The organism is Sphingobium sp. 22B (assembly GCF_001580035.1).
GTDB lineage: Bacteria > Pseudomonadota > Alphaproteobacteria > Sphingomonadales > Sphingomonadaceae > Sphingobium > Sphingobium fuliginis.
This window is the reverse complement of the sequence record NZ_LTAB01000033.1, coordinates 21,896-47,659: the sequence shown is the minus strand read 5'-3', so window position 1 is coordinate 47,659 and position 25,764 is coordinate 21,896. Positions and strand designations below refer to the sequence as shown.

At 62.3% G+C, this 25,764-nt stretch carries 31 protein-coding genes and 2 pseudogenes; 18 read left to right on the top strand and 15 right to left on the bottom strand.

The genetic code is table 11. The annotated features are described in order from the left end of the window. Window positions 1–130 precede the first annotated feature (130 nt). A complete protein-coding gene (locus tag A0J57_RS21535) occupies window positions 131–400 on the bottom strand; it encodes a hypothetical protein (protein WP_017182168.1) in 270 nt (89 codons plus the stop codon). 122 nt (window positions 401–522) lie between these two features. On the opposite strand from A0J57_RS21535, the gene A0J57_RS21530 reads away from it, so the two are divergent. Then, complete coding sequence (locus tag A0J57_RS21530; protein WP_007684587.1) at window positions 523–1,200, top strand: hypothetical protein; 678 nt, start codon at window positions 523–525, stop codon at window positions 1,198–1,200. On the opposite strand, the gene A0J57_RS21525 is transcribed toward A0J57_RS21530, so the two are convergent. The 9 genes from A0J57_RS21525 to A0J57_RS21490 all read right to left on the bottom strand — a co-directional run bounded on the left by A0J57_RS21525 (window position 1,180) and on the right by A0J57_RS21490 (window position 7,503). Continuing rightward, window positions 1,180–1,812, bottom strand: coding sequence for a DUF6088 family protein (locus tag A0J57_RS21525; RefSeq protein WP_017182166.1), 633 nt, complete (start codon window positions 1,810–1,812; stop codon window positions 1,180–1,182). The two genes, A0J57_RS21530 and A0J57_RS21525, sit on opposite strands and share 21 nt — an antisense overlap. 138 nt (window positions 1,813–1,950) lie before the next feature. Next, the gene (locus tag A0J57_RS21520; protein ID WP_017182165.1) at window positions 1,951–3,057 is read right to left on the bottom strand and encodes a relaxase/mobilization nuclease domain-containing protein; all 1,107 of its coding nucleotides are present in this window, start codon (window positions 3,055–3,057) and stop codon (window positions 1,951–1,953) included. Then, window positions 3,050–3,586 (bottom strand): plasmid mobilization relaxosome protein MobC, encoded by a 537-nt coding sequence (locus A0J57_RS21515; RefSeq protein WP_017182164.1) that lies wholly within the window; start codon window positions 3,584–3,586, stop codon window positions 3,050–3,052. Before A0J57_RS21515 ends, A0J57_RS21520 begins: the two co-directional genes overlap by 8 nt. Window positions 3,587–3,837: 251 nt before the next feature. Further along, on the bottom strand, window positions 3,838–4,770 hold the full coding sequence (locus A0J57_RS21510; RefSeq protein ID WP_015449366.1) for a ParB/RepB/Spo0J family partition protein: 933 nt from the start codon (window positions 4,768–4,770) through the stop codon (window positions 3,838–3,840). After that, window positions 4,770–5,534, bottom strand: coding sequence for a ParA family protein (locus A0J57_RS21505; RefSeq protein ID WP_021245271.1), 765 nt, complete (start codon window positions 5,532–5,534; stop codon window positions 4,770–4,772). The genes A0J57_RS21510 and A0J57_RS21505 overlap by 1 nt, the downstream gene beginning before the upstream one ends. A gap of 13 nt (window positions 5,535–5,547) precedes the next feature. Then, the gene (locus A0J57_RS26695) at window positions 5,548–5,724 is read right to left on the bottom strand and encodes a hypothetical protein (protein WP_017182162.1); all 177 of its coding nucleotides are present in this window, start codon (window positions 5,722–5,724) and stop codon (window positions 5,548–5,550) included. 183 nt (window positions 5,725–5,907) lie between these two features. After that, complete coding sequence (locus A0J57_RS21500; protein WP_021245272.1) at window positions 5,908–6,300, bottom strand: DUF3768 domain-containing protein; 393 nt, start codon at window positions 6,298–6,300, stop codon at window positions 5,908–5,910. Between the two features lie 423 nt (window positions 6,301–6,723). Next, window positions 6,724–7,245 carry a hypothetical protein gene (locus A0J57_RS21495; protein ID WP_017182161.1) on the bottom strand — a complete coding sequence of 174 codons (522 nt, stop codon included), beginning with the start codon at window positions 7,243–7,245 and terminating at the stop codon, window positions 6,724–6,726. Window positions 7,246–7,338: 93 nt separating this feature from the next. Further along, complete coding sequence (locus A0J57_RS21490) at window positions 7,339–7,503, bottom strand: hypothetical protein (RefSeq protein ID WP_007682673.1); 165 nt, start codon at window positions 7,501–7,503, stop codon at window positions 7,339–7,341. Between the two features lie 306 nt (window positions 7,504–7,809). On the opposite strand from A0J57_RS21490, the gene A0J57_RS21485 reads away from it, so the two are divergent. Then, window positions 7,810–8,244: a thermonuclease family protein gene (locus A0J57_RS21485; protein WP_025546704.1), complete on the top strand. Its 435-nt coding sequence runs from the start codon at window positions 7,810–7,812 to the stop codon at window positions 8,242–8,244. A 75-nt stretch (window positions 8,245–8,319) separates the two neighbouring features. On the opposite strand, the gene A0J57_RS21480 is transcribed toward A0J57_RS21485, so the two are convergent. From A0J57_RS21480 to A0J57_RS21460, 5 genes are all read right to left on the bottom strand, one after another. Then, the gene (locus tag A0J57_RS21480) at window positions 8,320–8,727 is read right to left on the bottom strand and encodes a single-stranded DNA-binding protein (RefSeq protein WP_007682669.1); all 408 of its coding nucleotides are present in this window, start codon (window positions 8,725–8,727) and stop codon (window positions 8,320–8,322) included. Window positions 8,728–9,159: 432 nt separating this feature from the next. Next, the gene (locus A0J57_RS21475; RefSeq protein ID WP_017182158.1) at window positions 9,160–9,795 is read right to left on the bottom strand and encodes a hypothetical protein; all 636 of its coding nucleotides are present in this window, start codon (window positions 9,793–9,795) and stop codon (window positions 9,160–9,162) included. A 110-nt stretch (window positions 9,796–9,905) separates the two neighbouring features. Then, a complete protein-coding gene (locus tag A0J57_RS21470) occupies window positions 9,906–10,847 on the bottom strand; it encodes a DUF2493 domain-containing protein (RefSeq protein WP_017182157.1) in 942 nt (313 codons plus the stop codon). Window positions 10,848–11,404: 557 nt separating this feature from the next. Continuing rightward, window positions 11,405–12,589, bottom strand: a complete 1,185-nt coding sequence (gene nhaA / locus A0J57_RS21465) for a Na+/H+ antiporter NhaA (protein ID WP_021245275.1) — start codon at window positions 12,587–12,589, stop codon at window positions 11,405–11,407. A 167-nt stretch (window positions 12,590–12,756) separates the two neighbouring features. Further along, a complete protein-coding gene (locus A0J57_RS21460) occupies window positions 12,757–14,061 on the bottom strand; it encodes an SLC13 family permease (RefSeq protein ID WP_017183728.1) in 1,305 nt (434 codons plus the stop codon). A 307-nt stretch (window positions 14,062–14,368) separates the two neighbouring features. Here A0J57_RS21460 and A0J57_RS21455 point away from each other — a divergent pair, with 307 nt between their 5' ends. From A0J57_RS21455 to A0J57_RS21380, 16 genes and pseudogenes are all read left to right on the top strand, one after another. After that, complete coding sequence (locus A0J57_RS21455; RefSeq protein ID WP_235600929.1) at window positions 14,369–15,031, top strand: hypothetical protein; 663 nt, start codon at window positions 14,369–14,371, stop codon at window positions 15,029–15,031. A 549-nt stretch (window positions 15,032–15,580) separates the two neighbouring features. After that, on the top strand, window positions 15,581–16,813 hold the full coding sequence (locus A0J57_RS21450) for a site-specific integrase (protein WP_048578767.1): 1,233 nt from the start codon (window positions 15,581–15,583) through the stop codon (window positions 16,811–16,813). Further along, complete coding sequence (locus tag A0J57_RS21445; protein WP_048578766.1) at window positions 16,810–18,168, top strand: tyrosine-type recombinase/integrase; 1,359 nt, start codon at window positions 16,810–16,812, stop codon at window positions 18,166–18,168. Before A0J57_RS21450 ends, A0J57_RS21445 begins: the two co-directional genes overlap by 4 nt. Then, on the top strand, window positions 18,165–19,169 hold the full coding sequence (locus tag A0J57_RS21440) for a tyrosine-type recombinase/integrase (RefSeq protein WP_048578765.1): 1,005 nt from the start codon (window positions 18,165–18,167) through the stop codon (window positions 19,167–19,169). Before A0J57_RS21445 ends, A0J57_RS21440 begins: the two co-directional genes overlap by 4 nt. Before the next feature lie 362 nt (window positions 19,170–19,531). Beyond that, on the top strand, window positions 19,532–20,149 hold the full coding sequence (locus tag A0J57_RS21430) for a hypothetical protein (RefSeq protein WP_062017402.1): 618 nt from the start codon (window positions 19,532–19,534) through the stop codon (window positions 20,147–20,149). Window positions 20,150–20,164: 15 nt separating this feature from the next. Beyond that, a complete protein-coding gene (locus tag A0J57_RS21425; RefSeq protein WP_139111421.1) occupies window positions 20,165–20,401 on the top strand; it encodes a hypothetical protein in 237 nt (78 codons plus the stop codon). 127 nt (window positions 20,402–20,528) lie between these two features. Continuing rightward, complete coding sequence (locus tag A0J57_RS21420; RefSeq protein ID WP_061939533.1) at window positions 20,529–20,960, top strand: antirestriction protein; 432 nt, start codon at window positions 20,529–20,531, stop codon at window positions 20,958–20,960. Between the two features lie 56 nt (window positions 20,961–21,016). Beyond that, window positions 21,017–22,702, top strand: coding sequence for an ATP-binding protein (locus tag A0J57_RS21415; RefSeq protein ID WP_061939532.1), 1,686 nt, complete (start codon window positions 21,017–21,019; stop codon window positions 22,700–22,702). After that, window positions 22,695–22,880, top strand: coding sequence for a hypothetical protein (locus A0J57_RS21410; RefSeq protein WP_062017400.1), 186 nt, complete (start codon window positions 22,695–22,697; stop codon window positions 22,878–22,880). Before A0J57_RS21415 ends, A0J57_RS21410 begins: the two co-directional genes overlap by 8 nt. Next, the gene (locus tag A0J57_RS21405; RefSeq protein WP_061939530.1) at window positions 22,877–23,203 is read left to right on the top strand and encodes a hypothetical protein; all 327 of its coding nucleotides are present in this window, start codon (window positions 22,877–22,879) and stop codon (window positions 23,201–23,203) included. Before A0J57_RS21410 ends, A0J57_RS21405 begins: the two co-directional genes overlap by 4 nt. A 147-nt stretch (window positions 23,204–23,350) precedes the next feature. Beyond that, window positions 23,351–23,823: pseudogene (locus A0J57_RS21400) on the top strand (DUF736 domain-containing protein). A gap of 101 nt (window positions 23,824–23,924) precedes the next feature. Further along, window positions 23,925–24,137 (top strand): annotated as a pseudogene (locus tag A0J57_RS27020) (hypothetical protein); the annotation flags it as partial. A 32-nt stretch (window positions 24,138–24,169) separates the two neighbouring features. Beyond that, entirely contained in the window at window positions 24,170–24,478 is a 309-nt protein-coding gene (locus tag A0J57_RS21395; RefSeq protein ID WP_061939528.1) for a hypothetical protein, read from the top strand. 46 nt (window positions 24,479–24,524) lie between these two features. Beyond that, the gene (locus A0J57_RS21390; RefSeq protein WP_061939526.1) at window positions 24,525–24,719 is read left to right on the top strand and encodes a hypothetical protein; all 195 of its coding nucleotides are present in this window, start codon (window positions 24,525–24,527) and stop codon (window positions 24,717–24,719) included. 153 nt (window positions 24,720–24,872) lie between these two features. Then, window positions 24,873–25,139 carry an antitoxin gene (locus A0J57_RS21385; protein ID WP_061939523.1) on the top strand — a complete coding sequence of 89 codons (267 nt, stop codon included), beginning with the start codon at window positions 24,873–24,875 and terminating at the stop codon, window positions 25,137–25,139. Further along, a complete protein-coding gene (locus tag A0J57_RS21380; protein WP_061939521.1) occupies window positions 25,136–25,549 on the top strand; it encodes a type II toxin-antitoxin system VapC family toxin in 414 nt (137 codons plus the stop codon). Before A0J57_RS21385 ends, A0J57_RS21380 begins: the two co-directional genes overlap by 4 nt. Window positions 25,550–25,764: the final 215 nt, after the last annotated feature.

The following is a 25,764-nucleotide window of genomic DNA, read 5'->3' as shown; positions in this document are numbered from 1 at the left end:
AGGCCGGATAAATTTTGCCATCCGGGGTGGGGCTCGCCCCACCCCGGATGAAATGCTACGCATCACCTCGGGTGTCGCGCTTCAAATGGAAACCGCCATATCAATCATTTATCATCTGAAAGAGCAAGGGTCATTCCGGTGAATTGATATCCGCCCAATAGGTGATCTCCTCGAAAAGGTGCATGCCTTCCGGAGCTTCCCATCCCTTACGCCCGTCATCCCATCGGCCGATTACGGGGCGATCTCCTTCCCAGAGCAGCATGAGGCGACCGTCCTTTCGGTCGTCGGGCATCGCGCCAATCGGGTCCCACGGGATGTATTTCGCTGTGATCACGCAAAATCTCGTCGCATGCCGGCGGCGCGCGAGTTCATTCACGCTGCGCTGCTCCAGCAACGGCATTGAAGATCGAATCGACGATGTCTAGAAATAAAGTGCCCCGACGGTTTGCAAAGCAGGGACCGCCGGGGGATACCCAGTTCATATGGCGCAAGGGTGCCTAAAAATCAAGTGAAAAGGTTCCCGTGCCAACGTTCGTTCATGCCTTGTCCGCTGACCGCTTCGACACTTATCTGAAGTGGGCCGGAGCCGATCAGACGCTCGCAGAGCGCCTGTACACCTATAATGTGCAGCTTTCCGCAGCCCTCTATGGCCCTCTACACATGCTCGAGGTCGTGCTGCGTAACATGGCGGACGCGCGGCTTGCGGCCCAACATGGCGCCGCCTGGATCGACGATCCTGCGATCCTTGTGACGAACTATCAGACGGGCGCAATCGCAAAAGCACGGCAAACGCTACAGAAAGACGGGAAGGCAGCGACCCGTCCGCAGATCGTAGCGGAGTTGAACTTCGGCTTCTGGGCGTCACTCTTCGGCCCCAAGTCACACCACCTCTGGCAAAGCCTGCGACCCATCTTTCAGGCCAAAGGCGTACAGCGCGGTGTGATCGCGCGGGACTTGCGCGACCTGCGTATATTGCGCAACCGCGTCGCCCACTATGAACCCATCATCGCGCTTCCGCTCGCGCAGCGCTATGCGAGTATCACGACCTTGACGGGCTGGCTGTCGCCAAGCGCCGCGACATGGATCGCCAAGTATTCGACATGGCCGACACTTTATCCGGCCGTACCCATCCTTGTGCCCGACCCTGCATCTGGAGATTTGCTGGTGGCGCCAGCGGCGCTACCCTTTCTCCCTGCATGACCTATCTCTCCGCGACGCCTGAATCTTCAGGACAATGTCGCCCATCCAGCCCGGCATGGCCGGGCGGCCCGCGACGAGCGCACGCGTACCGGCATCGTCGAGCCGCGCGGCGAAGCGCCCGATCGCATCCGCGTCGATATTGCCCTTCCCCAGATGCGCGAGCGCCTGAACGATCGCATTCACAGACTCCGGCGCGTCGAGCACCGGCGCGCGGCTGTGCTTCAAGGTAACGCTGCGGCCGCCAGCCTTGGCGGTGCGGGTGCGACCGCTGGTGGCGTAGCTCGCCCGGGCGGGCACCTGCGTCGAGAGACCAAGGCTATTGGCCGCCGCCGCTCCCGACGGCGCGAGCGCATCGCCGCTCTGCGCGGAGAGCGCCTGGGCCACCTGCCCGGGATCCGGGCTCAGGGCACCAAGCTTGTCATGCTGGCGGGGATAGTCGTAGAGACCACGGCCGATCCGACGGATGTCACCGGCATGCGCGAGACGCGACAGCGCCATGTCGACCGAGCCGCGCGTGCCGAAGTCGACAAACTGCTTGGGCGTAAACACCCAGCCACGGCCCTTGCCGCGCACACGCTTCATAATCCGATCAGCCACCGCAGACATGTCCATGCTCCTGTCTGTTAGATAATAGCATGGTTTTTTCTAACAAGACATGACCACAGAAAGCGCCAGTTCCCTCGACTTTCCAAGACATTCTAGCACATGGTAGTGGGAGCATCCCTTCGCAAGATCAACCACCCATGCGAATCAACGCTCCCGCCCACGCTCCGGCACTGGCCGCTCGGGACCAGCTCCACCCTCCAGCTCGCGCGCCGGCTGTGTCGCTTGCCGCCCCTGCATCATCTCGCGGGCCAGGGCCAGACGTCGGGAGACCGCCGGCGGCATAGCCGCCAGGAAACCCGCAATTTCGTCGGAAAGCGCCTGGTCGTCGGCCTCGCCGGTACGTGCAAGCGCCACCGCCGCCTCCGCATAAGCACCGCGTATCTGCTTCTGGCGAACCAGCGCCATCACGTCTTGCGGCCGCCGTTCCTCATCGCGCGCGTGCGCAAAGGCCCGGGCGCGCAGCACGTTGAGTTCATCCATATTGAGCCGGCGCCCCTCCTGACCGATCCGAGCATCGAGATGCAGCGCTGCAGAGCGCACACGCTTTTGAACGTGACCGCGTGCGCGTCTGGGCGTCGCCTCAGCCGCGATGCCGCGCGCCCGTAGCTCATGCGCGAATGTCTCTCGCATATGATGGAGGTCGGCCTTGCGCGGATTGAACCGCGTGCCGTCCGCACCTTCGGTGGCCACCGCCAGATGGATGTGCGGATGATCGGTATCGGTGTGGAGCGCCAGCATATAGGCGTGATTGTCCTCAAACAGGATGCGGGCGAACGCCTGGGCGGCATCCTGCAGCGTCTCGGGATCGGTCGAACCGCCGGGCATGGAAAGGACCAGCGACAGCGAGGTCGGCCGGTCGCGGCCATGCTCGTTCATCGCCTCGTCGAGCATGGCCCAGTCCTGCGCGATCTCCTTCAGCCGTTTGGGATCATTGATGATCTCACCCTCGCTCGAGCGCACCGCAAGCTTCCCGTGCCGCGCAACATAGCCGAAATGCTCCGATAGATGATGCGCGCCATATTGCTTGCCCGAGACCTTGACCATGACCTCCGGGGCCTTGCGCACGATCCGCTCGAGCTTGGCCCGAGCCTCGGCCTGGCTCAGCGGCACGGACCGCCCCTGCCCTCCCCGGCCCGGTGCGCCTCGTCCGATGCGGACATAGGCCCCCCGCAGTGTCCGTTTACCGCCGGTGGGCGGCCGCCATGCCTCCATGAGGCTGGGCAGCGGCAGGATGCCCTCCTCCTCAAGCATCGAGGCTATCCCAATAGGCAAGATCGCCCTTGAGCGCGGTGCCGAGACCGGCAAGCGCCATCCGGATTTCCGTCTGAAAGCTTGCCACCCGTGCCGCCTCGCGCGCGACATCGAGCCCGGATTCGACCATCACCGATGCGTTGAGCGCCCGCGTCGCCTGATTGAGATTGATGCCGATCCGGTTGAGCTCGCGCCACGCCTGGGCCACTGCCGCCCGTTCTTCAAGCGGCAGCGGTGCCGCCGAATGCAGCCGGCAGCGCACCAGCCTCGTCACCCAGTCGGTTCGCTTCATACCCAAAGCATCGGCCTCGGCATCCAGCGCGGCAATTTCCGCTTCGGTCAGCCGGATCTCAAACCGCCGTGTTGCTCGCTCCCGCCGGCGGACTGGCCCCGACCTCTCGCCCTCCTCCGCGTCCACTGCATTCATGACGAGGCGCCGCAGCAAAACCGAGCGGCCACCGGCGCTCTCCGCCACAGCATCGAAGCGCTGGGCGATGTCATCGTCGAGACGGAAGGTGAAGACGGGCATGCATCAAAGGCTATTGTCATACATCCCCGGCGTCACGCCTATCCGGCCCTCACCTTCACTCAACTCATCTGATAGTCTGCTTGAGCAGACTTCGACCATATTTGGGAAAATGCGCCTATCATTCACGCCTGATCCACGAAGGGCGGCGCCAACGGCGCCGCCCCAGCTCGGACCTGCGCAAAAGGCCGCACCCCGAAAGGGGCACGGCCGACATACACACGAACAGGATATGCGAACGCGGAGGAAGAGGGTCAGAGCATCGCGGCGTCGGGGCGTCCCTCAGACGCGGAGCAAAGTCGTTCGGTCGCCACCTCTTGCCGAGAACCATCGCCGAAGATCACGACGACACGCGGGCCAAGGACAAGACGCGCGGGACGGCCATCAACTTCAACGGCAAGGCTGGCCTCTGGCGTTTGCTCCCCTGGTCGCGCGACTGGCTCAGTCCCTCCCCGCGGTTCCGGACGAGCGACGGTCACTGCCGCGGCCTGCATCGGCGTTGCCTCGATGCTGGGAATGTCCGCCTTACCCTTCAGCCCGGCAATGAACCGCGCGCCTTCCGCCAATGTCGCGCCGCTCTCATCCCAGGCGCCCACATAGGCCTCGACTTCCGCAGGATAATCCCTGGCTGTGCGATGCAGGTCATAGAGCAGCCGGATCGGCGCGCGCGGGAGCGCCTCCCTGAGATAGGCAGGCATGTCACCATAGGCCGCATAGAGCGAGACGAACTGCTTGGAGCGTCCCAGCGCAGCAGCGATTTCGACCTGGCTCATGCCGCCCTTGAGCATACGGGCAATCGCATGAGCGAGCTCGACCGAAGACAGGTTCGCACGCTGATCGTTTTCAACGATCTGATCGGCCAGCAGATGGGTTCCCTCGCCCTCGGCCACGATAATCGCCGGGATCGTCACCCGGCCCGCGAGCTCGGAGGCACGAAAGCGCCGCTCGCCCAACCGGATGCGATACAGGCCAGCGGCGTCGGCGGGAGCAACCGTGATCGGCTGCAAGACCCCGCGGGCCGCTATGGACGCCGCAAGCTCGGCCAGGGCGTCGTCGTCGAAACTGCGCCGGGGATTGCCGGGGTCGGGGATGACCCGCTCCAAAGGAATATCCTCGACCCGGCGCGCCATTTCATGCGCGCCGACCAACAGGCCAAACTCCTCGATGCGTTCATCGAACTTACCCATCAGGCGGCGGCCGCTGGCGCTGAACCCAGTCGCCGTTCGATCTCGGCGAGGATCGGCCGAATTTCCTCGGCCGCCGCCTTGGCGCCGCCACCCCCTTCCATCCAGACCGGTCGATGATTTTCCGCGGCATGCTTATAGGTCGGTCGCGCCTTGATGAAGGCAGGGAACATCAGCCGCTCGCCCACCGCGTGGGCGAGCTTGACGGCATTGTCTATTTCGCGCCGGTCGAACGGGTTGACCATTGATGGCAGCAATCCGAGGAAATCGATCTTGCGCCCTGCCCTCGCCGCCTCGGCCTTGCGCAGCGCGGTCAGCAGCATCTTGGCGCATTCGACTGAATCTTCGGCGACCTGGACCGGCGCGATCACTGCGTCGGCGACCGCGAGAGCGCTCAGGGTAAGCTCGTCCCATTTGGGACCGGTATCGATCACGCACAGGTCGAAATGAGGCGCGAGCGCAGGAAAGCGGCCGAGAAAGTCGCGCACATCCTGTGCCGCCTTGATCATCTGCAAACGCTGGTCGGCAGCGAGCAAAGTGAGCCCGACCTGGCCATCGGCGGCAAGCGCCGCCGATGGATCGAAGAGATCGGCCGCGAAGCCACCCGGCCGCTCGCCGGCCAGACGGCGCGAGGAACTACCTTGCGGGTCCAGGTCAACGAACACAACCCTGCGTCCCGCCGCTTCGGCCAGATACCAGGCGAGATGCGTGGCGAGGAAGGTCTTGCCTACCCCGCCCTTGAGAAGGCTCACAGCGATCGTCCTCATCGGGGCGGCCAGCTCAACAATAGTCTTCCGGACCGTCGCGCAGATTGCGCTCATAATGGTCACGCGATGACCAGTCGCCGCCACCGCCAATGCCCGGACCGACATAGCGGAACAGGTAGACGGTGAGCGCAAAACAGCCGAACGCAAAGAGGATCGCGTGATCGGGATGGGCGGCGAAATAAGCGGACATGGCGTTAACTCCTCAAATGGTCTGATCCCGCGGCGGTTCACGGCTTTGCACCGGCCCGGGGGCGATGCTCCGGTGCACCCTCCCCTCCCCGAGCGCACTTGGTGCGTGGACATCCTTTGCGCGCAGTCTGCTCAAGCAGACTTTTCACGGCCATCCCCCCGGTCAGGGGGATGGCCGTGCCGATCAGTATTCTTCGGCGAGTAGGATCGTCAGAACCCGAGTGGTGACGTCGGGATTGGCTGGATCGGGTGAGCCCCAGGCAAGCTCGAGATCATAATAATCGATCTTCCAGTAGAGAATGGCGCTGTCATATTCGAAGCGACCAAAATCATGCTCGCCCAATGGATCGTTGTCGGAATTGAAGCTGTCATAGTTTCGCACCGTGCGCAGGATCTCAGCGCGTCTGCGAAATCCGCGGAAGAGGGACACATCCCCGACCAGCGCGGCAACGCCTGCGGTCATGACGATCTGGTTTCGGCCAGGGCTGCAAATAGATCTCCGCAGGCTGTCATTCAGTGCGGCGATGCGGTCGATCCGCTCGGCTCGGTCTGCCGATTGTTGAGAAGGCTGCGACATGGCTGTGACTCCGGTCTGGATCAGCCCCGCCCATCGGGGCCTTCCGACAGGCGCCCCAAAGGGCGGCGTCATAGCGGGGTCGTGCACCCGGAGGGTCGCAACGCAGTGGAGAAGCCCGCCTATGCGGGCTTGCTCGGCCCCGCGCGCCGACCAGGAAGCCGACAACGGAAAAGGACCCAATGGCGTGGACACCTGTCCGGTGTCGCACCCGTGTGATTGGCGCTCTCGGACTGCAGGAGACTCACCCTCTCGATTACGCCCATCTCAAGCCGAAGTTCGAGATCGGTGGGAATGCCGAAGCAGCAGGCAAATGATGCCACCACCGCTCACGGCAGGGATCGTCACCCTAATGGGCTGAGACTTGGAAATCCAAGTCTCAGGGCGAAGCCTAGAGCCCGATCCGGGTTCGCCGGAGCCGCCCGTTCAGCTCTTCACGGTTCTCCGGAAATTGCCGAGAACAGAGCACAGCTTCTGGCTTTTACGCTTCAGATCAGCGAGCCTTTCTTCCGCTTCGGCTTGCTCGCAAAGCAGCATAAGGCGTTCAGCCTGCTGTCCGCGGATCGAGACATGGCGCAAGATCACGATCCATTTGCCGGTTCGTTCAAGCGCGATCTTCGCCTGACCATGGGCAAGAAACGACCGTAGGCCCTCGAGTGTGCGGAGATTCGAAAGGGCCTTGGCGGCCGCCTTGCCTTCTTGAGCGAAAGCGCCTTCTGCCTCGATAAGTTTGCTGAGGTCATCGAACCGCTGACCGATCAAATGCCGCAGCCGTACTGTCTCCCCTCGACCCGGAATGGCCTTGAGAAGGAGCAGCGTTTCGGTGACGGCCGCTTCAGCCGCCGAGAAATGCTGCAAACACGCGCCTCGCCACGCGTTCACATCTTGGATCGCCTGGTTCCACAAGGGATCATCGTTGGCAATTTCGATTGGCGCACCTTCATCCATGCCAAACGCCTAGCGCTGCCGCCTTTATTTTCCTTGAATCAATGACACGCCCTCCATGGCAAAGCCGGGAGCCGTAGGCTCCCGGAGAAGCCATCAGGCGAATGGATCATATTCGGCCACCAGGGCAACGCTGCCGTCCGCATCCTCTGCGGTGATGACCCCATATTGCTGCCCGATCGCGATGACGAAGGTGACCACCATGAGGCTGCGCGAGAGACTGAAGGCGTGACGACGAGCGGTTGCAATGTCGGTGAACATGTCGGGGTTCCTTTGCGCGCCGGCGGGTCCGTCCCGCTCGACTGGCGCCCGATGTGTCCAGCCGGCGGCCGCGATCACTTTTTTGGCGCAGCCCAAAAAGCCGTAGCGCAGCGACCGGACCCCTTGCGGGTTGATCGCAATAGGCCGCCGGTCGGACCAAGGATCGCGCCTGATTGAGAGCGGGTGGACCCGCCGGCCATGACCCCCATGATCCCGCCGACTTTTGCCCCGGCGGTCACCCCGCCCCGCCGGTCCGACGATGGCATACCCATGACAAGCACGCGCCGCTGGGCTAGCGTCGCCGCGATGCTGTTCGCACTCCTGCTTGCCGCCACCGTCATTCCCGATGGCCAGGTCTTCACCTGCACACCGACGCGCGTCTGGGATGGAGACGGGCCGATCTGGTGCCGCGAAGGTGTGCATGTCCGTCTCGCCGGAATTGCGGCCCGCGAGATGGACGGCAGTTGCCGGCCAGGTCAGCCCTGCCCCGAGGCGAGCGCCCTCGCCGCCCGTGACGCTCTTGTTAATCTGCTCGGCGGCGCTCAGGGGCGGACCAGCACGGGCCACATTCTGGTCGATGGTCCCACCATGCGCTGCCTTTCAACCGGCAACGCACGCGGCAACAGGACCGGTGCCTGGTGCGCCGCGCCCTCTATCGGCGACCTGAGCTGCGCCATGATCCGCACCGGCACCGTGCTGCGCTGGGATCGCTATGCCCAAGGGCGATGCCGATCCCGCTGATCCGCTTGCCTCCTTTCCCGCCCGAGCAGGGAAATAGGCCCGGCGGCGAGGCCGCCGGGCCTGATGGGACCGATTTCAGAATGGGATTTCATCATCCTCGGGCTCGTGGCCGCCGCCCGCATTGTCGTTCGCCTTGGCGCGGGTGAGGAAGGTCACCTCATCGGCGATGATCTCGACGCCGTAGCGCTCGATATTCTCGTTGTCGGTCCAGCGGGTGTAGTGAATGCGGCCACGGACCATGACCTTCATGCCTTTGTCGACATACTGCTCGACCGTCTTGCCGACCCCGTTGAAGCAGGTGATCCGGTGCCATTCGGTATCCTCGAGCCGGCGGTTGTTGTCGTCGCGGAGGATCTTGCCGTTGCTGTCGCGCTTCGGACGCGAGGTGGCGAGGCTGAAATGCGTGATACGGGTGCCGCCCTGGGTGGTGCGGGCTTCGGGCGTGGCGCCGACATTGCCGGCGAGGATGACGAGATTCTGCATGGCTGGAGTTCCTTCGAACTGGGTCCAAGGGACCGTCCCTTCGACTGATCCCCGGCCAAGGCGGACAGGACGGATCATCCACCGGCAGGCGCAGCGCCGGGAAACCCCGAGACAAGGGGTGGTGCGGGCAGCCGTGGTACACGGCAACTCGGCCCGAAGGATCGCGGGTTGGATGGACCGGACGGCCGACTTAGGGGTCAGATGAGGAGAAAGACGGCTCGTCGCTTGGCCGTGCCAGGAACCCCTCATGGTAATCACGGGCATCCCCGACCTATAGGGCCACGCCGGTCCAATGCCTTGGCGAACCTCAAGCTCGACTTTGCCCCGCCCGCCGCCCAAGCCGCGCGGCGAAACGGACCATATCCCGCGCCGCCGTCCGGCGGAACCCAAACCATGGCATGCTCATGCTAGGGGACGGGCAAGAAGGCGCAGTTACGGCGTCGGCATCGGCAGGCTCAGTCCGGCCGCCACGGCATCGAGGAACGAGCCAGTCGCGCGCAGCACGGCCGCGAAATCGCAAACATAACCATCCGCCACCAGCGCGTCGATACGATGCCCGGCATAGGCGGGACCGAGGCTTGTAAGCAAATCGACGAGAATACGGCCAGGGGACGGGAGGCCAAGCCGCCGCGCTTCGTCGAAGGCGGCGATGAGGTCGTGACGAATATCGCGCGCGACCTCCTCGTGCGACCAGACCCAGCTCATAAGATAGGCTTTGAGCCCCAGCTCGCAGGATATCGCCAGCAGGTGCAGCGCGGGAGCAAGAGCAACGGTGGCTCCAAAGCATGCCCCTTCGTGAAACTCGCGCGCGCGATCAAGGAAGATCAAGGCGGTCTGCCGATCGCCGGGCTCCGCCAATCTCTCGATCGCGCGCCAGCGGCGTGGCGACAGCTGGCCGAGCCATGCCGGGCCGCCTTGGTTGCGCAACTGGCGCAGGCAGGCGCCATTGGCCTCTTCGACGTCGCGGCCGGTCGACCACAAGAATAGCAGCTTCGCTTTCCAGCGGTGGCCATGCGCCGCGCGAAAGGCAAGGAGTGCGCGCGCCGTGGGATGATCGGGCATGAACATGATGCAAACCTCCGGGAAACAGGACGCACCCGCCCTGCCATCCTCCCCTCCGGCATTCGCAGCATTTCGAAACGGGGAAAGCCGGCCGCCGAAGCGGCCGGCGCGGCGGATCAGCCGCAGGGTCGCGACGCTGGCGGTGTGCCAAGCGGTCCGCGACGATCAACGACGTGGATGCCGCGCGCCTTGGCCTCGATCACCAGCCTTTCGGTGACACCATTGCCTTGAAAGGCGATGACGTAGCGCGGCTTGACCGCTAGCATCTGCTCATTGCGGCGGAACCCGGCGCGATCGCCGAGCTTGCGATCGAGCCCGAACCGCAGCTGCTGGATACCGTTCTGCTCGGCCCAAGACGCGGCCAGGCGCTCAATGCCTTTCATGTCACCGCCATGGACGAGATACATGTCGCCCACCCGCTCGCGGACGGCATTGAGCGTTCGCAGCAGGTTATCCGCAAACTGCTTGGCGTTGTCGTCGCTGGCGAAACGCAGCCGCCCGCCGGCGAAGATCACGGGCGTGCCATGGACCATATTGGCATCGCGCACCTTTTCTCGCCGCGCCTGGAGATAGGACCGGCCATCGACGATCGCCGCGGTCGTGCCGAGCGAAATGCGGTTGCCCGACGCCGGCACCCAGGAACGGCCCGTCTCGTGGAGATAATGGCGGGCCGCCGTGTCGCGCATGGTCTCATAGGCCTCGGCGGACTGTTCGATCTTGCGGGCGAGATCGATCTTGTCCTCAAGGTCGGCGGTCGCGACTTCCGAGCCATCCTGCTCGGCGAGCAGAAGCCGAATCTCGTCCGTCAGCCGGTCGATCATCTGGTGCTTCTTGGCGGCGGCGCGGTGGAAGAGATTGACCAGGCCCCAGCCCAGATCCTCGATGTCGCGCTCGAGCGCACTAAAGGGGAAAAGCGCGAAAAGATCGCTCCAGACAGCGCTGACGGTTTGTTCCATGGCTTCGGCGGGGGGCGGCGCCTCCAGGGTGCGCAGGTCGCCAGTGTGATCAAGATGACCAAGTTCGAGGGCGGAGAGTATCGCCGAGAGAGTGCTGGTCATGAGCTTTGCCTTTCGTTCCACTTGGGGCCGGCGGCCCATCCGCCGGATGCGCAGCCTCCGGGCCATCGAAGGAAGCGGCGGCAGCACCGCCGGGCAAAGCCCAAGGGAAACCCGGGACAATGCCGGGTGGAGCGGGCAGGCGCGCAAGCGCCAACACGGCCGGATTGGCCCCGGATTGCGGCAGCCAGCGCGATGGCCCAAGCATGCGCATTCTCTGGCGAGGGGCTGAGGCTTCATGGAATCAAGGAGCAGCGATTTTCCAGCGATCGTGTCAAATCTCGGATGCTGGATCTCGTCGCATCATGATCGACGCCTCCCGAACAGGCAGAGCTTGGGACGTTTCTGCCGTTCCCAAGCGCGTCCTTGGATGACAGGTTTTGCCGAAACCCGTCATTTCCAACTTAGCGATCCAAGCCCATCGGCCCTTCAAATACCGCACCAAGCCGCGAGATTGCACCACCCGATGAGTTCATCGATCCAGTGATCGCTGGTGGTGCCTCTCGGCTTCAGATCGATCCCATGCCCTCTGCGGGCGGCGTGCGATGCGGTGGGGCTGCTCAGACCGCGTCGGATTTTTGCCGGCGGATGGCGAGGGCCAGCACGCCATACCCCAGGAGTCCGGAGACAAGTGATCCAATGAGAACGCCAAGCTTCGCCTCCGCCTGAAGCATCGGCGCGCCCGGAAAGGCCAGGAGCGTGATGAAAATGCTCATCGTAAAGCCAATCCCGCATAAGAGAGCGACGCCGAGCATATGCAAACGGGTCGCATGGGCTGGCATATGCGCGATGCCAAGCCGGATCGCGAGTATCGAAACCCCGAGCACGCCAGCGACCTTGCCAAGCAGCAGACCCAGCGCTGCCCCAAGCGTCACCGGTGCGGCAAAGGCGCCCGCCGGGAGTGCTAGCACCGGCACACCGGCATTGGCGAGGCCCAAGATCGGCACGACCAGGTAGCCAACCGGCAAATGAAGCCCATGTTCGAGACGATGAAGTGGACTGCGCGCGTCGCCATCAGGCCGCGCGGGTGTGCGGTCCATAAGGATGGTGAACGCGAGAATAACCCCGGCGAGCGTGGCATGGATGCCCGAGCGATAGACGAAGAACCACAGGGCTCCGCCCAGGATCAGATAGGGTAGGAGGCGATGCACACGGAGGCGATTCAGGCCGTAAAGCATGCCGGTGAATATGCCGGCACCGGCAAGGTCAGGCAGAGACAGGTCAGCGGTATAGAAAAGCGCGATGATAAGGACAGCACCCAGGTCATCGATGATCGCCAGCGCCGCGAGGAATATCCTGAGCGATGCGGGGACGCGATTGCCCAGGAGCGCGATCACGCCGAGCGCGAAAGCGATGTCGGTAGCGGCAGGGATCGCCCAGCCTGCCGCAGTTGGCCCCTGGTTGAAAGCAAGGTAGACGAGCGCGGGCACGGCCATGCCGCCGGCGGCAGCGATGCCCGGCAGGACGCGCCTCGGCCAGGTGGATAGCTGGCCGTCCAGCATCTCACGCTTAATTTCCAGCCCGACGAGCAGGAAGAAGAGGGCCATCAGGCCATCGTTGATCCAGTGCGCCAGCGAAAGCGGACCGAGGTTTGAATGAAGGACCGCCTCATATCCGGAGCGCAAGGGCGAGTTCGCGATGATGAGTGCCAGCGCAGCGGCCGCCATCAACACCAGGCCCGCAGAAGACTGGCTGTTGAGAAAGGCGCGAATGGCGCTGGGGTGTAAGACACGGAAAGTCTTCATGAGACGGGGCTCCAGGCACAGCTATCGTGCTGGCGGCCCGACCAGCACGAAGTCCTGCCCGTCCCTTATCGGGGGCGAACACCCAGGGACGCTATTGCATCCATGGCGTGAGCGCACAAGTTGAGCTGCTTGGCCTTTCGAAGCCTAAGCGGCTCAAGAGAGCGGCATTAAAAAGGAAAGGCCGCCTGGATCGCTAGGATCGCCACTGCAAACGTGATCAGATTGAGCGGTAGCCCGACGCGGACGAAGTCCATATAGCGGTAGCCCGCCATCTGGTAGACGATGACATTGGTCTGATAACCAAAGGGTGTCGCGAACGCCGCGCTGGCCGCCATCATGACGGCAATAAGAAACGGACGTGGACTGACCCCCAGACTGTCGGCCAGCGCAACAGCAACAGGCGTCACCAACACCGCGACCGTGGCGTTGGAGAGCAGTTCGGTCAGCACCATGGTGACGCCGTAGAGCACGATGAGTGCAACGAGCGGGCTCAGCCCCTCAACGCTGGCGATAAGCAGTCGCGAGGCCTGCGATGCCAATCCGCTCTGGTCCATGGCTATGCCCAGCACGACCATCCCGGCGATCAGGATAAGGATTTCCGGTTTGAGACCAGCATAGGCTTCATCCGGGCTGATCACGCGAAGCAGGATGAGCGCGACAGCGCCTGTAAGCGCCGTTGCGGCGATCGGTGCAATGTTGAAGGCCGCAAGCGTGATCACGGCTACGAATATACCGGCCGCCAGTGCGGCCTTGCGTGGTTGCAAGGCGCGCGGCTCTGCGAATAGAGTGGCGTCTCCGATCTGCGCGCTGTGGATCGCATGCGGGTCGATCGCCTTGGGGCGTATCGGCGTTTCCTCTTCGGGCCGGGCAAGCATGCGCCCGCTCACCAGGAGAAGATAGAGACCGCCGACGATCGCAACGGGCAGTCCCACAGGGGTGATCTCGAAGAAGCCGAAGCGCGGCTGTCCCGCGACGCGCGCCATGTCGTCGACAAGCAGGTTGGTGGAGGTACCAATCAACGTGCAGCAACCGGTCAGCACGGTGATATAGGAAAGCGGCATCAGATAGCGCTTGGGCGACTGACCCAGCGACTGGGCGATATCGCGGATAACAGGAGCGCCCAGCACAACAATGGGCGTCGAGTTAAGAAAGCATGAGGCGCAGCCAATCATGCTCAGGAGCAGCCAGATCCCCTTAGACCCCATGCGCTTGCACAGGCTCACCCCTAAAGCGATCGCCCGGTCGAGCAGGCCGCTAAGCTCCAGCGCGTAAGCGATGACAAAGAGCGAGGCGAGCGCCATGATTGCTGGGCTGGCGAAAGCGCTCTGCACCTCGACCGGCCTCACCACCCCGGTAATCAGCAAAAAGGCCGCGCCGCTCAGCGCTACTACGTCCGCACGCACCTTGTCCCAGATGAGCGCGGCAACGACCGTGGCCAGAACCAGGAGAGTAAGAAGTTGATCGAGCGTCATTGCGTCTCTGCCTCGGTCCAAGGTCGCCGTCTGTCAACGGAAGACGCGCCAACAGGTCTTCGGGGTGGGAGAGCAGCGGATGCTTTGCTAGGAGGGTCCTATGCAGGAGCCGACCCCTCATTCCAGTCGATTGGCGTTGGCCGGCGGGCTCATCGCGCTGCTGCTCGTGGGCGGCGGTGGCTTTTTGATCGGCCGCACAACGGCGCCTAAGCCCCCCGCTCCAACGTCGACCGCTACGACGCCCCAGCCCGCACCGCCGCCGCCGCCAGCAGCCATAGCGCCGCCACCGACTCTGGAACGCGCAGGCTTGATCGACCTAGTCGCCGACGCAGTAGATGCTGCCAGTGCTTCACGTCCTCTGCCGGAGGCAGTACGATCAGCGGCGGGCCGGCGCTTCGATCTGGTGCTCCCGTTCGGCTGCGAGGGGCTCGTCGATAGCGACCGGACGGCGCCGTTCGGATGGCAATATGACGCAGCAAAGACCACGCTACGCGTGTGGATTAATCCCACGCGATGGGCACGCAGCGCATGGTTGTCGGCAGAGACCGAGGCAGACAAGGCCGCGCTCGAAGGCTTCTGGATCGCCAGGCCCTGGTCGAAGGCAACACATTGTCCGGCGTCCGCGCCGGGCGGTGCGGCGCACGTCGCCGTACCCAGCCAGTCTCAAGGCGAGGTTGCGATCGCGCGCTTCATTGAAGGCGACGCGGATAAAAGTGCGCGCAGGCTCGAGATCGTCAAGCGGATGGAGCCGGGTGATTTTGATCCGGCGCGCGGCTTTGCGCTGAGGATCATCGGACGCATGCAGTCGGTCGAGGCGGGCGGGCCGGTACAATGTCTTCAGCGAACGGGATGGCAGCAAAGACCACAATGTATGATCGTCGGCGACTTTGCTGAGTTGCGCGTCGAAAATCCAAAGACGGGCGATGTGCTCGCCGTGTGGTCGATCAGCGGGACCACCCAACGCGATTGAGACAGATTGCACCGTTTCTCCAAAACGCAGTTCTGACTCGCTCATCCCAAAACAGAACGCTGCCTCTCCCTATCGCCCACCGCGCCATCGCTTATTTCCGCGCATGGGCATGCTTTCGCCGAATGGCGGCTCCGCTCCGACTCAGGCGTTCGCGCCGGTTCGAGTGGATGACTGAGTTTGGTCGGGAGCAGACATCTGGCGTTTGCCGACCCCTCCCGGAAAGACGCGGACTGTGGTCATTGGATCCGTCATCGCGATGATCACATGAACAGGCAATACTATCGACCGGCTCAAGCGGCGGCCTGCTCATCCACATCCTCGCGGGCAAGACCCGTTGCGCGCAGCAAGTAGCCTGCGGCCTCCTCTGCCCGCGCCGCCGCCGTGAGCAGAGCACGATTATCCCTGCGCAGGATCGAAAGTTATCGCGAGGTTGGAATAATGCGAAGGAAGTCAGCTATGCACGAGAATTACGCCGTTTTCTAACCGCGTTGCTGCGCATTATTTTTGTTGCGAACGTCTCCGGTGTCTGAAACGACCGAGGAGACAAACGTGCTGAATATCCATGATGAGCTGATCGCTGACCTGTCCAGATCTTTGACCGAGAAGCGCTACAATCCAGTGGCTGCCCAGAACAATGTTCTCTACGCGTCCGAATTTCTGATTTATCTTTCGGAGATTGATCTGCCGATTGAGGTTGTGACCCCGTCACATGTCGATCAGTATATTCGGTATGCGACTGAGTGCTTCGAAGCCAAATATGGTCGGTATCCTTCGCCACGATGGGATAGGCTTCCCCGAACAGCGATTTGTAAAATCCTCAGCCTTGCACAGGGGCAATGGCCGCCGCAGTCAGAAGTTGCGGAGGAGTCCGCCAAGCTGCACGGTGATTTAGCTAATGGCTACAGAAGATGGATGGAAGACGAACGAGGATTTACCGATCAAACCGTTCGAGGAAATATGTGGGAAGCAAGAACCTTCCTTAAATGGCAATTGGACCGGGGGTCGGATAATAGCGTCTTATCGTTGAGTGTAAGTGACATAGACGCATATATGGACATGCGTAGCTCCAATATGAGCCGTAAATCGATTTCAGGAATTGCGGCGCGGCTCCGCTCGTTGCTCCGATACCTGTATCAAGCAAGGCTTGTTTTGACCGATCTTGCTCCCCTTGTCATCGGGCCGAGCATCTATGCCTATGAGGGCGTACCTTCGATAATCGATAGCACCCAGATCAGGGCCGTCCTGGAAGAAACTGCGAAGGACAAGTCGCCCCGGGGTTTGCGCGATTATGCCATACTCCAAATCCTGGCCACATATGGGCTCAGGGATCGTGAAATTGTTAGAATCTCAATAGATGACTTGGATTGGCGAGCGGCGACATTGCGCGTTAGCCACCGGAAAACAGGAACATTTTCTATTCTCCCACTATCCGATGCGGTCGGAGAGGCTTTAATCGAATATCTGCGGCATGGACGCCCGCAAGTAGAATCACGCAATATATTTGTTCTGGCGTTGGCGCCCTACACCCCGATGACGACTGTTTACAACGTGGCGTCGAGGCGATTGGCGGCGGCAGGCGTCCATCTGCCCGGCAGGCGAGGGCCGCATGTCTTTCGGCACGCGCGCGCGACCGAGTTGCTTCGCGCTTCGGTTCCGCAAAAGATCATTGGGGATCTGCTTGGGCATCGGTCGGTCGAATCCTCAAATACCTACCTCAAGCTTGCGACTGAGGATCTCAGGGGGGTGGCGCTTGAAGTACCGGGATCGGGGGTGCGGTCATGAGCGCGTGGCTGGATACCGACGATACAGTGGCCGAGGAATTTCTGAAGACGCGCAAATTGACGGAGAAGCGCTTCAGAGCTTATCGGTCCGTTATCCGCAGCTTTGAGCGAGTATCTCAAAGGCATCAGGCGTTAAGCCGCGAGATGCTCTCCGAATGGATGAGGGAGCGTAAGGTAAACTTTTGGCCGAAGTCGTCCCAGGTACAGGAAATACATATCGTCGACGACTTCATCGATTATCTGCTTAAACGTGGCCTGATTGACAAAAATCCCATTGCTGACCTTCGGTTAAAACATGGTGCAAGGGGCAATAGACCAGTGTGGCGGGCTATTGCGTCTCCAAATCCGGATGATGCCCTCGTGGCGCTTCGTCGGCCGGCTCCCTTCGGGAGCTTCTTGGGCGATTTTATGCAGAACCATGTGACGCTGATGCGCAATCGTGGTTACAAATACACGACAGAGGCGGACCTTCTGCTCAGATTTGATCGCTTTCTTCAGGCTAGTCCGCATTTGGCGGGAGAGAGTATTGAGAAGATGGTAGCCGCATGGGCGGCCGCCAAGCGCACACCGCATCACGCTGCACAATGCCAAAAAGCGGAGCGGATGCTCACCAAGGCCCGATATCGCATCGATGCAAAGATGCTCCCAAGACCGTGCGATCCGCGAGTTGGGCAACAGGTCGCGCGGATTTATCGGAAACCTCATATTCTCAGCCCTGGTGACGTACGGTTGATGCTCGACGTGTCACGCTCCTACTCGACGCGGACGTTTTCCTACCGTCCGCTATGTGCGCGGCACATGATAATTCTGGCCTATTGTGCTGGATTGCGCCGCGGGGAGATTGCCAGGCTGAATCTCGGCGACGTGGACTTCAATTCCGGGACGATCACGATCCGGGACACGAAGTTCTACAAGACCAGAATTCTACCTTTGTCCGACAGCGCCTTGAGCGAGCTGGGCGCTTTTGTCGACGCGAGACGAGGCGCCGGCGCCTCGCAAGATCCGCAGTCTGCGCTGTTCTGGCATGATCATCCGAGTGGCCGCCACAGCTCGTATATGGTCTCCAAAATGATCACCGAAGTCATGCGCCAAGCCGGGCTTAAACCTCTTTCTGGGAGGGCGGGGCCACGCGTTCATGATCTTCGGCACTCAATGGTCGTGAACCGGATTCTCGAATGGTACAGAACCGGCGTAAATCCTCAGGAAAGGCTGCGCTTCCTTTCCACCTATATGGGCCACCGCGACATCAATTCCACGCTGGTCTACATAACCGTCACGCGCGATCTCCTGCACGAAGCGAACGAGCGCTTCCGCGCCATTGGCATCCGATGCCTTAACCTGGAGGTGGCGTCATGAAAAAGGGCGATCCCTTTCCGACGTTGTTGCGAGCGTTCTTCCAGGAGTGGCTGGCTGAGCAACGCAACGCATCGATCCACACGATCCGGTCTTATCGGGATACCTGGAGGCTGTTGCTCCGATTCGTTGCAGAACGAAAGAAGAGCGTGGTCGCGCGGCTGACCTTGGCTGATATTTCAGCCAGCGAGGTGCGGGCGTTTCTCAATCATGCCGAGAATGAACGCAAAGGCACGATCGGCACACGCAATTGCCGGCTCTCCGCAATCCGTAGCTTTTTCAGCTTCGTATCGGGCAAGGACCCCGAGTTGATTGTTCATTGTGCGGAAGTTCTTGCGGTGCCGGTGAAACGGGAACCCACCTCTGCCCCGTTCTACCTCGAACCTAACGAGGTCGAGGCCATTCTTGCACAGCCTGACCGGTCAACTCTCGCGGGGCTTCGCGACCATGTGCTGCTTTCGTTTCTTTATAACACGGGAGCGCGTATCCAGGAGGCGCTGGACCTATGCCCAGACGCAATCCGGTTGGACGCCCCTAATTTCGTGCGGCTCTATGGGAAGGGCCAGAAGGAACGCATCTGCCCGCTTTGGCCGGAAACGGTCATGCTGCTCGAAACGCTGCTGGCAAGGCAGCCTCGAGCGCCCCATGAACGTATCTTCGTCAACCGCTATGGCGAGCCCTTGGGCGCCTCAGGGGTGCGGTTCAAGCTCGCCGCCTATGTGAAGGAAGCAGCGAAAACCGTACCGACCCTGCGATCGAAGCATATAACCCCGCACAGTTTTCGGCACGCGACGGCAGTTCATCTTGTTGCTGCCGGGGTCGATATCACTGTCATCCGCAGTTGGCTTGGCCACGTCAGCCTCGACACGACTAACCACTACGCCCAGGCCGATTTGGAAACGAAGCGCAAGGCGCTGGAGCGGGTTGGCGTTCCAGTAACAGGCACCGCTACTCCTTCGTGGAAACGAGAGGCCAGTTTGATGGAGTGGCTGGACACCCTGTAAATTAATGCGAAGGAGCGTGGCAAAATATGGCGGTTTTGCACTTATGTCCCGCGCTCCTTCGCATTATTACAACCTCGCGATAATATGCAGCGCAGGCCGGTTGGGATGTGCGCGGTCCCGTCAAACCGTTGGTTGGTTGTCCTGATCCACGGTTCGTTTCGGCCTATCATAAGGGCTTCCGCGAAGGCGGCGGCAATATCGACGATCTGTTCGATACTGCGCGGCGCGCCAATCTTGCCGTTCACCATAATGGCAGTGAAGCGCCGGCCAGGAAGGGTCATGCATCCCGGCCACTACCCTCGACCTGGCCACAGCCTTCCGATGCGGCCCGGCCGACGCCCTGGTCAAAGCGGCTTGTGCTGATGAGCGCCCGCGAGGCCGAGGAGGGTCTGGTCGACACGATCCGCCGGGCGCCAGGCGCGCATCAAGCGACCATCATCATGATCTGTCCGACGCGGGGATTCCGCAATGCGAACGATGCGGCGCAAGCTGGGTCGCTTGGAGACCTCCTCCGAGGCCGTGAATTTGAGGACATCCTGATCGCCGCGCAGGATCACGACCTGGCCGTTGCCGACGCCCATGCCGGCGCGCTGCCTCTGTGTCGAACCATGGAACGCTTGCGCCACACCAGGCTTCTCCAGCGCGCGCAATTGCGGACCTGGATCGCCCGAGGCCTTGAGGTGGGACAGGTCGCGGGCGCAGGGCATATCCGGTGGGGCAAGGCTATCAGCGGGCTTACCGGCCGGCTGGGTGAATTTACGGCGCGCTATGCTGGGCCTGCCCAGCCGCGAGGACACCGCATCGTCATCGAGGTCGATGGTGGTCGTCCGGCGACCGGCTATTTCGATGTCCAGGGTCAACCGCTCGATCCCGAGGCCGTGATCAGCAATCGAGCCCGGCTTCGCGCCGAAATGGCTGCGTTGCTGCGGTCATTTGCCGCCTCGACCCGGCTGCCCTGCATCCAGCCCTCACTCCTATGAATGGAAATCCATGCGATGCTGAACCAATTCCAGCGCATCTGCGCGCAAACCTATGACGGCGGCGATTTTGCGCATGTCGAAAATCTCGATGAGGCTGGCGCCTGCGGCGACACGCTGTTCGCGTTCCTGATGATCGAACTCTCTTCCCCAGAAGATTGTGACAGCCGTGACGAGGCCGTCCGGCGGCTCGAAGTGGCCATCGACAATGTCAAAGCCGTGATTGCCGTCCTCAAATCCTCGGAGTCTCACTGAGCGGTAATCGGCAAAGGAGAGGGCGCCAGTCCGTCGGGCATCCGATTCAAGAGGAGGGGGAACGGGACAGGCGGTTTCGAGGCCGGGAAAGGTGCTCGGCGCTGAACCTTTCCTCTGGAGAACCCTCATGTCCGATATCGCCCCGAATGCCGCCTTCCGCGCTGCCAGCCTCGTGCCCGACGAGAGGCGCATCAACTTCATCCCGACGCTGTTTGGCCGACGTCATTTCTTCAAGGGCGAAACGCTGCTCTACACTTTCATGCAGTCGCTTTCGCCCGATTATAGCGGCGGATATTGGCAGTTCTTCGAGGTCGGTCACCAACCGCTCTATCTCGCTCCGAACGGTCGGGATCGGTTCCGGATCCGATGCGGCAGCAACGGCTATGATGGCGAGGTCTCTGCAGACGCAGCCGGGATCATCGCAACGCTTTTCACCTTCTCCTATCTCTCGTTCGAATTCGACGATGACGACGACCACATTGCACAGGCCTTCCACCGGCTGCGCGATCATGCGCTCGACCATCCCGAGGCGGCGGAGATCTTCAGCGCGATCGACTAAGGCGAAAAGGGGAGTGGGAACAGGGGCCGGGAGCAAATCCGCTCCGAGGAGTTCCCATGTCCCTTCCCGCTATCATCCGCAGCGAGATCGACCCTGCGGCGATCGCCAAGGTCACGCGTCTGTTCAACAACACGCTCGGCGATGTGCTCGCCGAGCTTTTGCAGAACGCCCGCCGCGCGGGTGCCACAGTTGTCGACCTCGAGGTTCATACCATCGGCGACGATGTCTGGCTTTCGGTGAATGACGATGGTGCCGGCATAGCTGATCCCGCCGTAATACTCGCGCTGGGCCGCTCGGGCTGGAACGACGACATTGCAAAGCGTGAGGATCCGGCCGGCATGGGCGTGTTCAGCCTCGCGGGCCGCGATGTCGAGGTCCAGTCCTGCGCGAATGACGAAGGGGCGGGCTGGATAGTGCGTGTCGCCGCCGACGCGTGGGAAGCCCGCTCTCCGGTCGCCGTTGCTTCGCTCAACCGATCGCGCGGCACCACGATCCGGTTTCAGCTCGATATGCGTTGGAAGGAATCGCTCGACGCGGCAGCGAAGTCAGCTGCACTCTATTGTCCATTGCCGGTGCGCCTTCGCGGCATTTCGCTCCATCAGGAGGACTGGCTTGCCGGCGCCGAGGTTGTGGTCGAGGAGGCCGGCGTGCGCATTGGCCTGTTCAACGACCTGCGCGCGACGCGGTTCAGTCCCTGCGTCAATTTCCATGGAGTCATCGTCGCGACCGCTTTGCCATCGGTCGGCGAAAAGCGGCGCAACTGGTGGGCCCGTGTCGATATCGTCGATGCGCCTGACCTTCAGCTTGTTCTGCCGGCGCGCAAGGAGATGGTCGAGAACGCCGCGCTTGACGCGCTGCGCGACAGGGTTCGTTGCGTCATCTATCGCCATATTCAATCGCTCGGCACCCATCGCCTAGCCCACGAACAATGGCGCGAGGCCGCAGCACTCGGCATCGCGCTTCCCGAGGCCGAGCCGCTACTTCGACCCTGGTCGCCCGCGACCGCCGACCCTCACAATTGTTCCGCAGCCAGCGGCGAGCGCATTGCAAGTGAAGACCACATCATTGTCGACAGTTTCGAACCGGCCTTCGAGCAATGCGCGGCTTTTGCACTCGGCAAGCACGGCGGCTACGAGGGTCGACTGGCAGAGCCCGACGACACGATGGCGGGCTATAGCTGGTACAATTGCTTGCCGCACATCGCGGTGTTGCGGTTCGAGATAGAGCGGGACGGCGCGACGGCAATACTTGATCCCGGTGAATTTCCCGGCCTCGACAGTGGCACCGTCAATCGCCTCACTCTGGTGCTCGAGTTTAGCGGTGAAGAGGCGGACCAGATCCGGATCCCCGCGCCGGTCGCCATCGAATATGACGAACGTACGCACTGGAGCTTTGAGGAAGCCCGCATTCTGCTCGCGTCACGCGATGCCCTTACACCGGCCGAACTTGTCGACCTTCTTGAAGGGGCCTGCTTCAGCCCAAGCGACGATCGTGATGCCGACAGCTGGGACACCCAGCACAGCCGGTTCCTGCTTGATGCCCAGGAGATGGCGACCCGGTTGCTCCTGGGCGACGACGCGGCGCTGATCGAGCGCCTCCACGCCATTCTCGCCTATCGCGCGCAATGGTTTGTGCCGGAGGGCCGGCGTTTTGCGATTGTGCTTGCCCGCGACACGATCAATATCGGCCTCGAGCCTGCACAAGAGAACAAGCGGACAGTGGCTGGGGACGCCAATGCCTGACATCAAATCCGCGACGCCTGCCGACCGGGACGCTGTCCTCGCCGGAACCATGTATCTGCGGCTCGCACGTAAGCTGCTCGTCGAGGCGGGGCTCCCGCGCGCCGCAGCAGCCGTCCGCAAAAGCCCCGACGGTGCGGTGCGCCATATCGATCAACGCCTACGCAGGAGTCCATCATGAGCCGATACGACCTCAAGCCCAAGGCCGGCAGCGGCGCGTGTCGCGTCGTCGTCGGATGGGACCGACCGCTCCAAACCTTCTTCGCCCAAGTCTTCACTCCGACCGAGAACGAGCCGGACGAGGGTGAGGCAACGATCTGGCTCGGCACGGAACCGGGAGAATTGTCGACGCCCGAGGCCGCGATCGCCATTATTGCCCCCTACACGGAGATACCCAATGGTCTCGCGGCCGAACTCGAAGCCGACATGCGCGCAAGCATCGGCGTAAAAGACGGTGCGTACCAGGCTGAGGCCAAGCGCGGTTTATTCGGCTCGCTCCACTGACCGGGAACCTCGACCCCGAGGCCGCGAAGTGCGGACCTCGGATTGGGGCGCTAACGCGCCTGCTCGGCCGAACGGCCGAGGAGAGGAGGGGGAGGGAGGAAGGTGTCTCGGACACGGGAGTTCGAGCCATCATCCAGGAGAATCCCCATGAACATCGGTTCCATCAAGCAGAATGACGCCGGCATCCACGTCGGCAAGATCGCGACGCTCACGATCGCCATGACCATTGCACTGCGTGAGCTCCACTCCTCCAATCCCAAGGCGCCCAAGTACGAAGTGCTGGCGCTTTCCGCCTCACGGGCATGGGTGCAGGTCGGCGCGCTCTTCGAACTCTTCTCGAACGGCACCGGCGAGGCCTTCCTCAACGGCAAGATCGAGGATCCGAGCCTGGCCGCGCCGCTCTACATCTCAGCGTTCCGAAAGACGACGGCAGCTACAACATCGTCTGGTCCCGCCCGACCCGCCGCCGCGATCTCGCGGCCGAAATGGCGGCCAAGGCGGACGACAGCCTGCCGCCACTGCCCGGTGAAGGCGCCGAAGCCAGCGTGGGCGAGGCGGCGCGCGAACGCACCGAGGCCGGCCTCGGCCAGTCGTCGAGCGAACACGCTTTCGCGGGCTGATCCTTCGCACCCTCAATAGGGCCCTCGCTCCGCATAGGGGCGGGGGCCTTTTCTCGTTTCCGCGCGGCCCCCGGCCGACGAGGGGAGGGCATATAAAGGCCGAGACGGTATTCGGGGTCACCATCACGAACAGTGACCAGCCCGAGGTGCCGGTGCGCCTTATCGGCGAACAACATGTGGTTGAAGATCTGGGCCGCATTCCCTCGTTCGCCGATTGGGTCCGGCTCATACAGCCGCTGCCCTGGATCCTTCGCGGCAATCCCGCCCGCTCGCCCGGCCTCGATTCTTCCTTGCAAAGGACGGCTAAGGCATGATCCTCCTGGCAATATGATGGAGTGTAAGGTCGATGGAAGAAGGTCCCTTTGGCAAACGAGCCGCGACCGCGGCCCTTGATCGGTTGATCGAGATTGCCCGGTGTGACACCGGGCAGTCCCGCCGGGTCGCCAATTTCCTCCTGGCCTGGTGGAACGGCGATGATTGTGGACATTTTCCCATCGCCGACCTTTTTGGTGTCGATGCCACGATCGCGACCCATATGACGACGATCATCGGCTTTCTCGGCCAACACGAAGGCGCGATCTATCCAGATGCCTTCGGGCGAAAAACCGACATGGTCGAGCTCGTCCAGCGCTGGCGGCAATTTGACGGCGATTAGCACGCCTGGCTCCCGGTAGAGCAGCATTTCTGCTATTACGCGACTCATGGCCGAGCTTGATCCCCACACATTGCGGGTGGCTGCATCGCTCATCCGCTTACGCATCGCCAACCTCCATCGCGACCCGCGTATGGACGGGCTGCAGCGCCTCGGCGCCCATCGCACCTTGACCCAGCTCGCCATCGATATCGAGGCATCAGCCGACCATGTCGGCCGGACCCGGCGCCGCAAGACGATCTAACGCCCCCCGCGCTTGGCGCGCGGACCGATTGTCTTCCCTACCTCGCCCAGGTTGGACTCAGAATGTCGGCGCCCCGACTGCGCCGATGGTCAGCGTCGGCCTTGAACGGCTTATCATTTATGTATATGTTGATGTATATGCAAAGGAGGCTTCATGGATCCCCGACGTTCCGATCCCACGCCCGCACGTGAGGCAAAGCTGTTTCGCAACAACAAGAGCCAGGCTGTGCGTATTCCTGCGGATTTCGAACTCCCCGGGACAAGTGTCATGATTTATCGCGACGGCGCCCGCCTTATCATCGAGCCGATCCGCCGGAAGAATATCCTGGAGGTTCTCGCCAGTCTCGAACCGCTGGGACCTGACGATCAATTCCCCGATATCGACGACACGCTGTTGCCGGCCAAGGCGATCGACCTGTGAGCAGCCTCTATATGCTCGACACCAATATCATCTCCGAACTGGCTCGCAATCCTCACGGCGGTGTCGCAAAGCGCATTGCCGAGGTTGGGCCGGATGCCATTTGCGTCAGCATCGTTACCGCGGCGGAACTGCGCTACGGTTGCGCCAAAAAGGGGTCGCCGAGGCTGCTCGCGCAAATCGACGCCATTCTCGACAGCGTCCAAATTCTCGCCCTCGATGTGCCGGCCGATACAGAATATGGCGGAATTCGCGCTGAGCTCGAAGCTGCCGGGAAGCCCATTGGACCCAACGATCTCTTCATCGCCGCGCACGCCTATGCTTTGGACGCAACGCTCGTGACAGCCAACATGGGCGAGTTCTCGCGCGTACGCGCGCTCAAAGTGGAGAACTGGATCACAGACCCACATTGATCGCAGCGAGCCGATGCGTCGCCGTGCTGGGCGTCTACAGCCTGTGATCTGCACTGCTCATTTTGGACCACCGAGGCCGCGAGGGCTTTCGCGGCCGACGGTCACGCCGCGTGCGCCTTCCGCGCGCCTTGCTGCAATACCGGAGACCGCCCGCCTTGGTAGAACATCGCGGCACCCGGCCAGCCTGTTCCCGCCTTGCCACGCGCGCCTTGCGC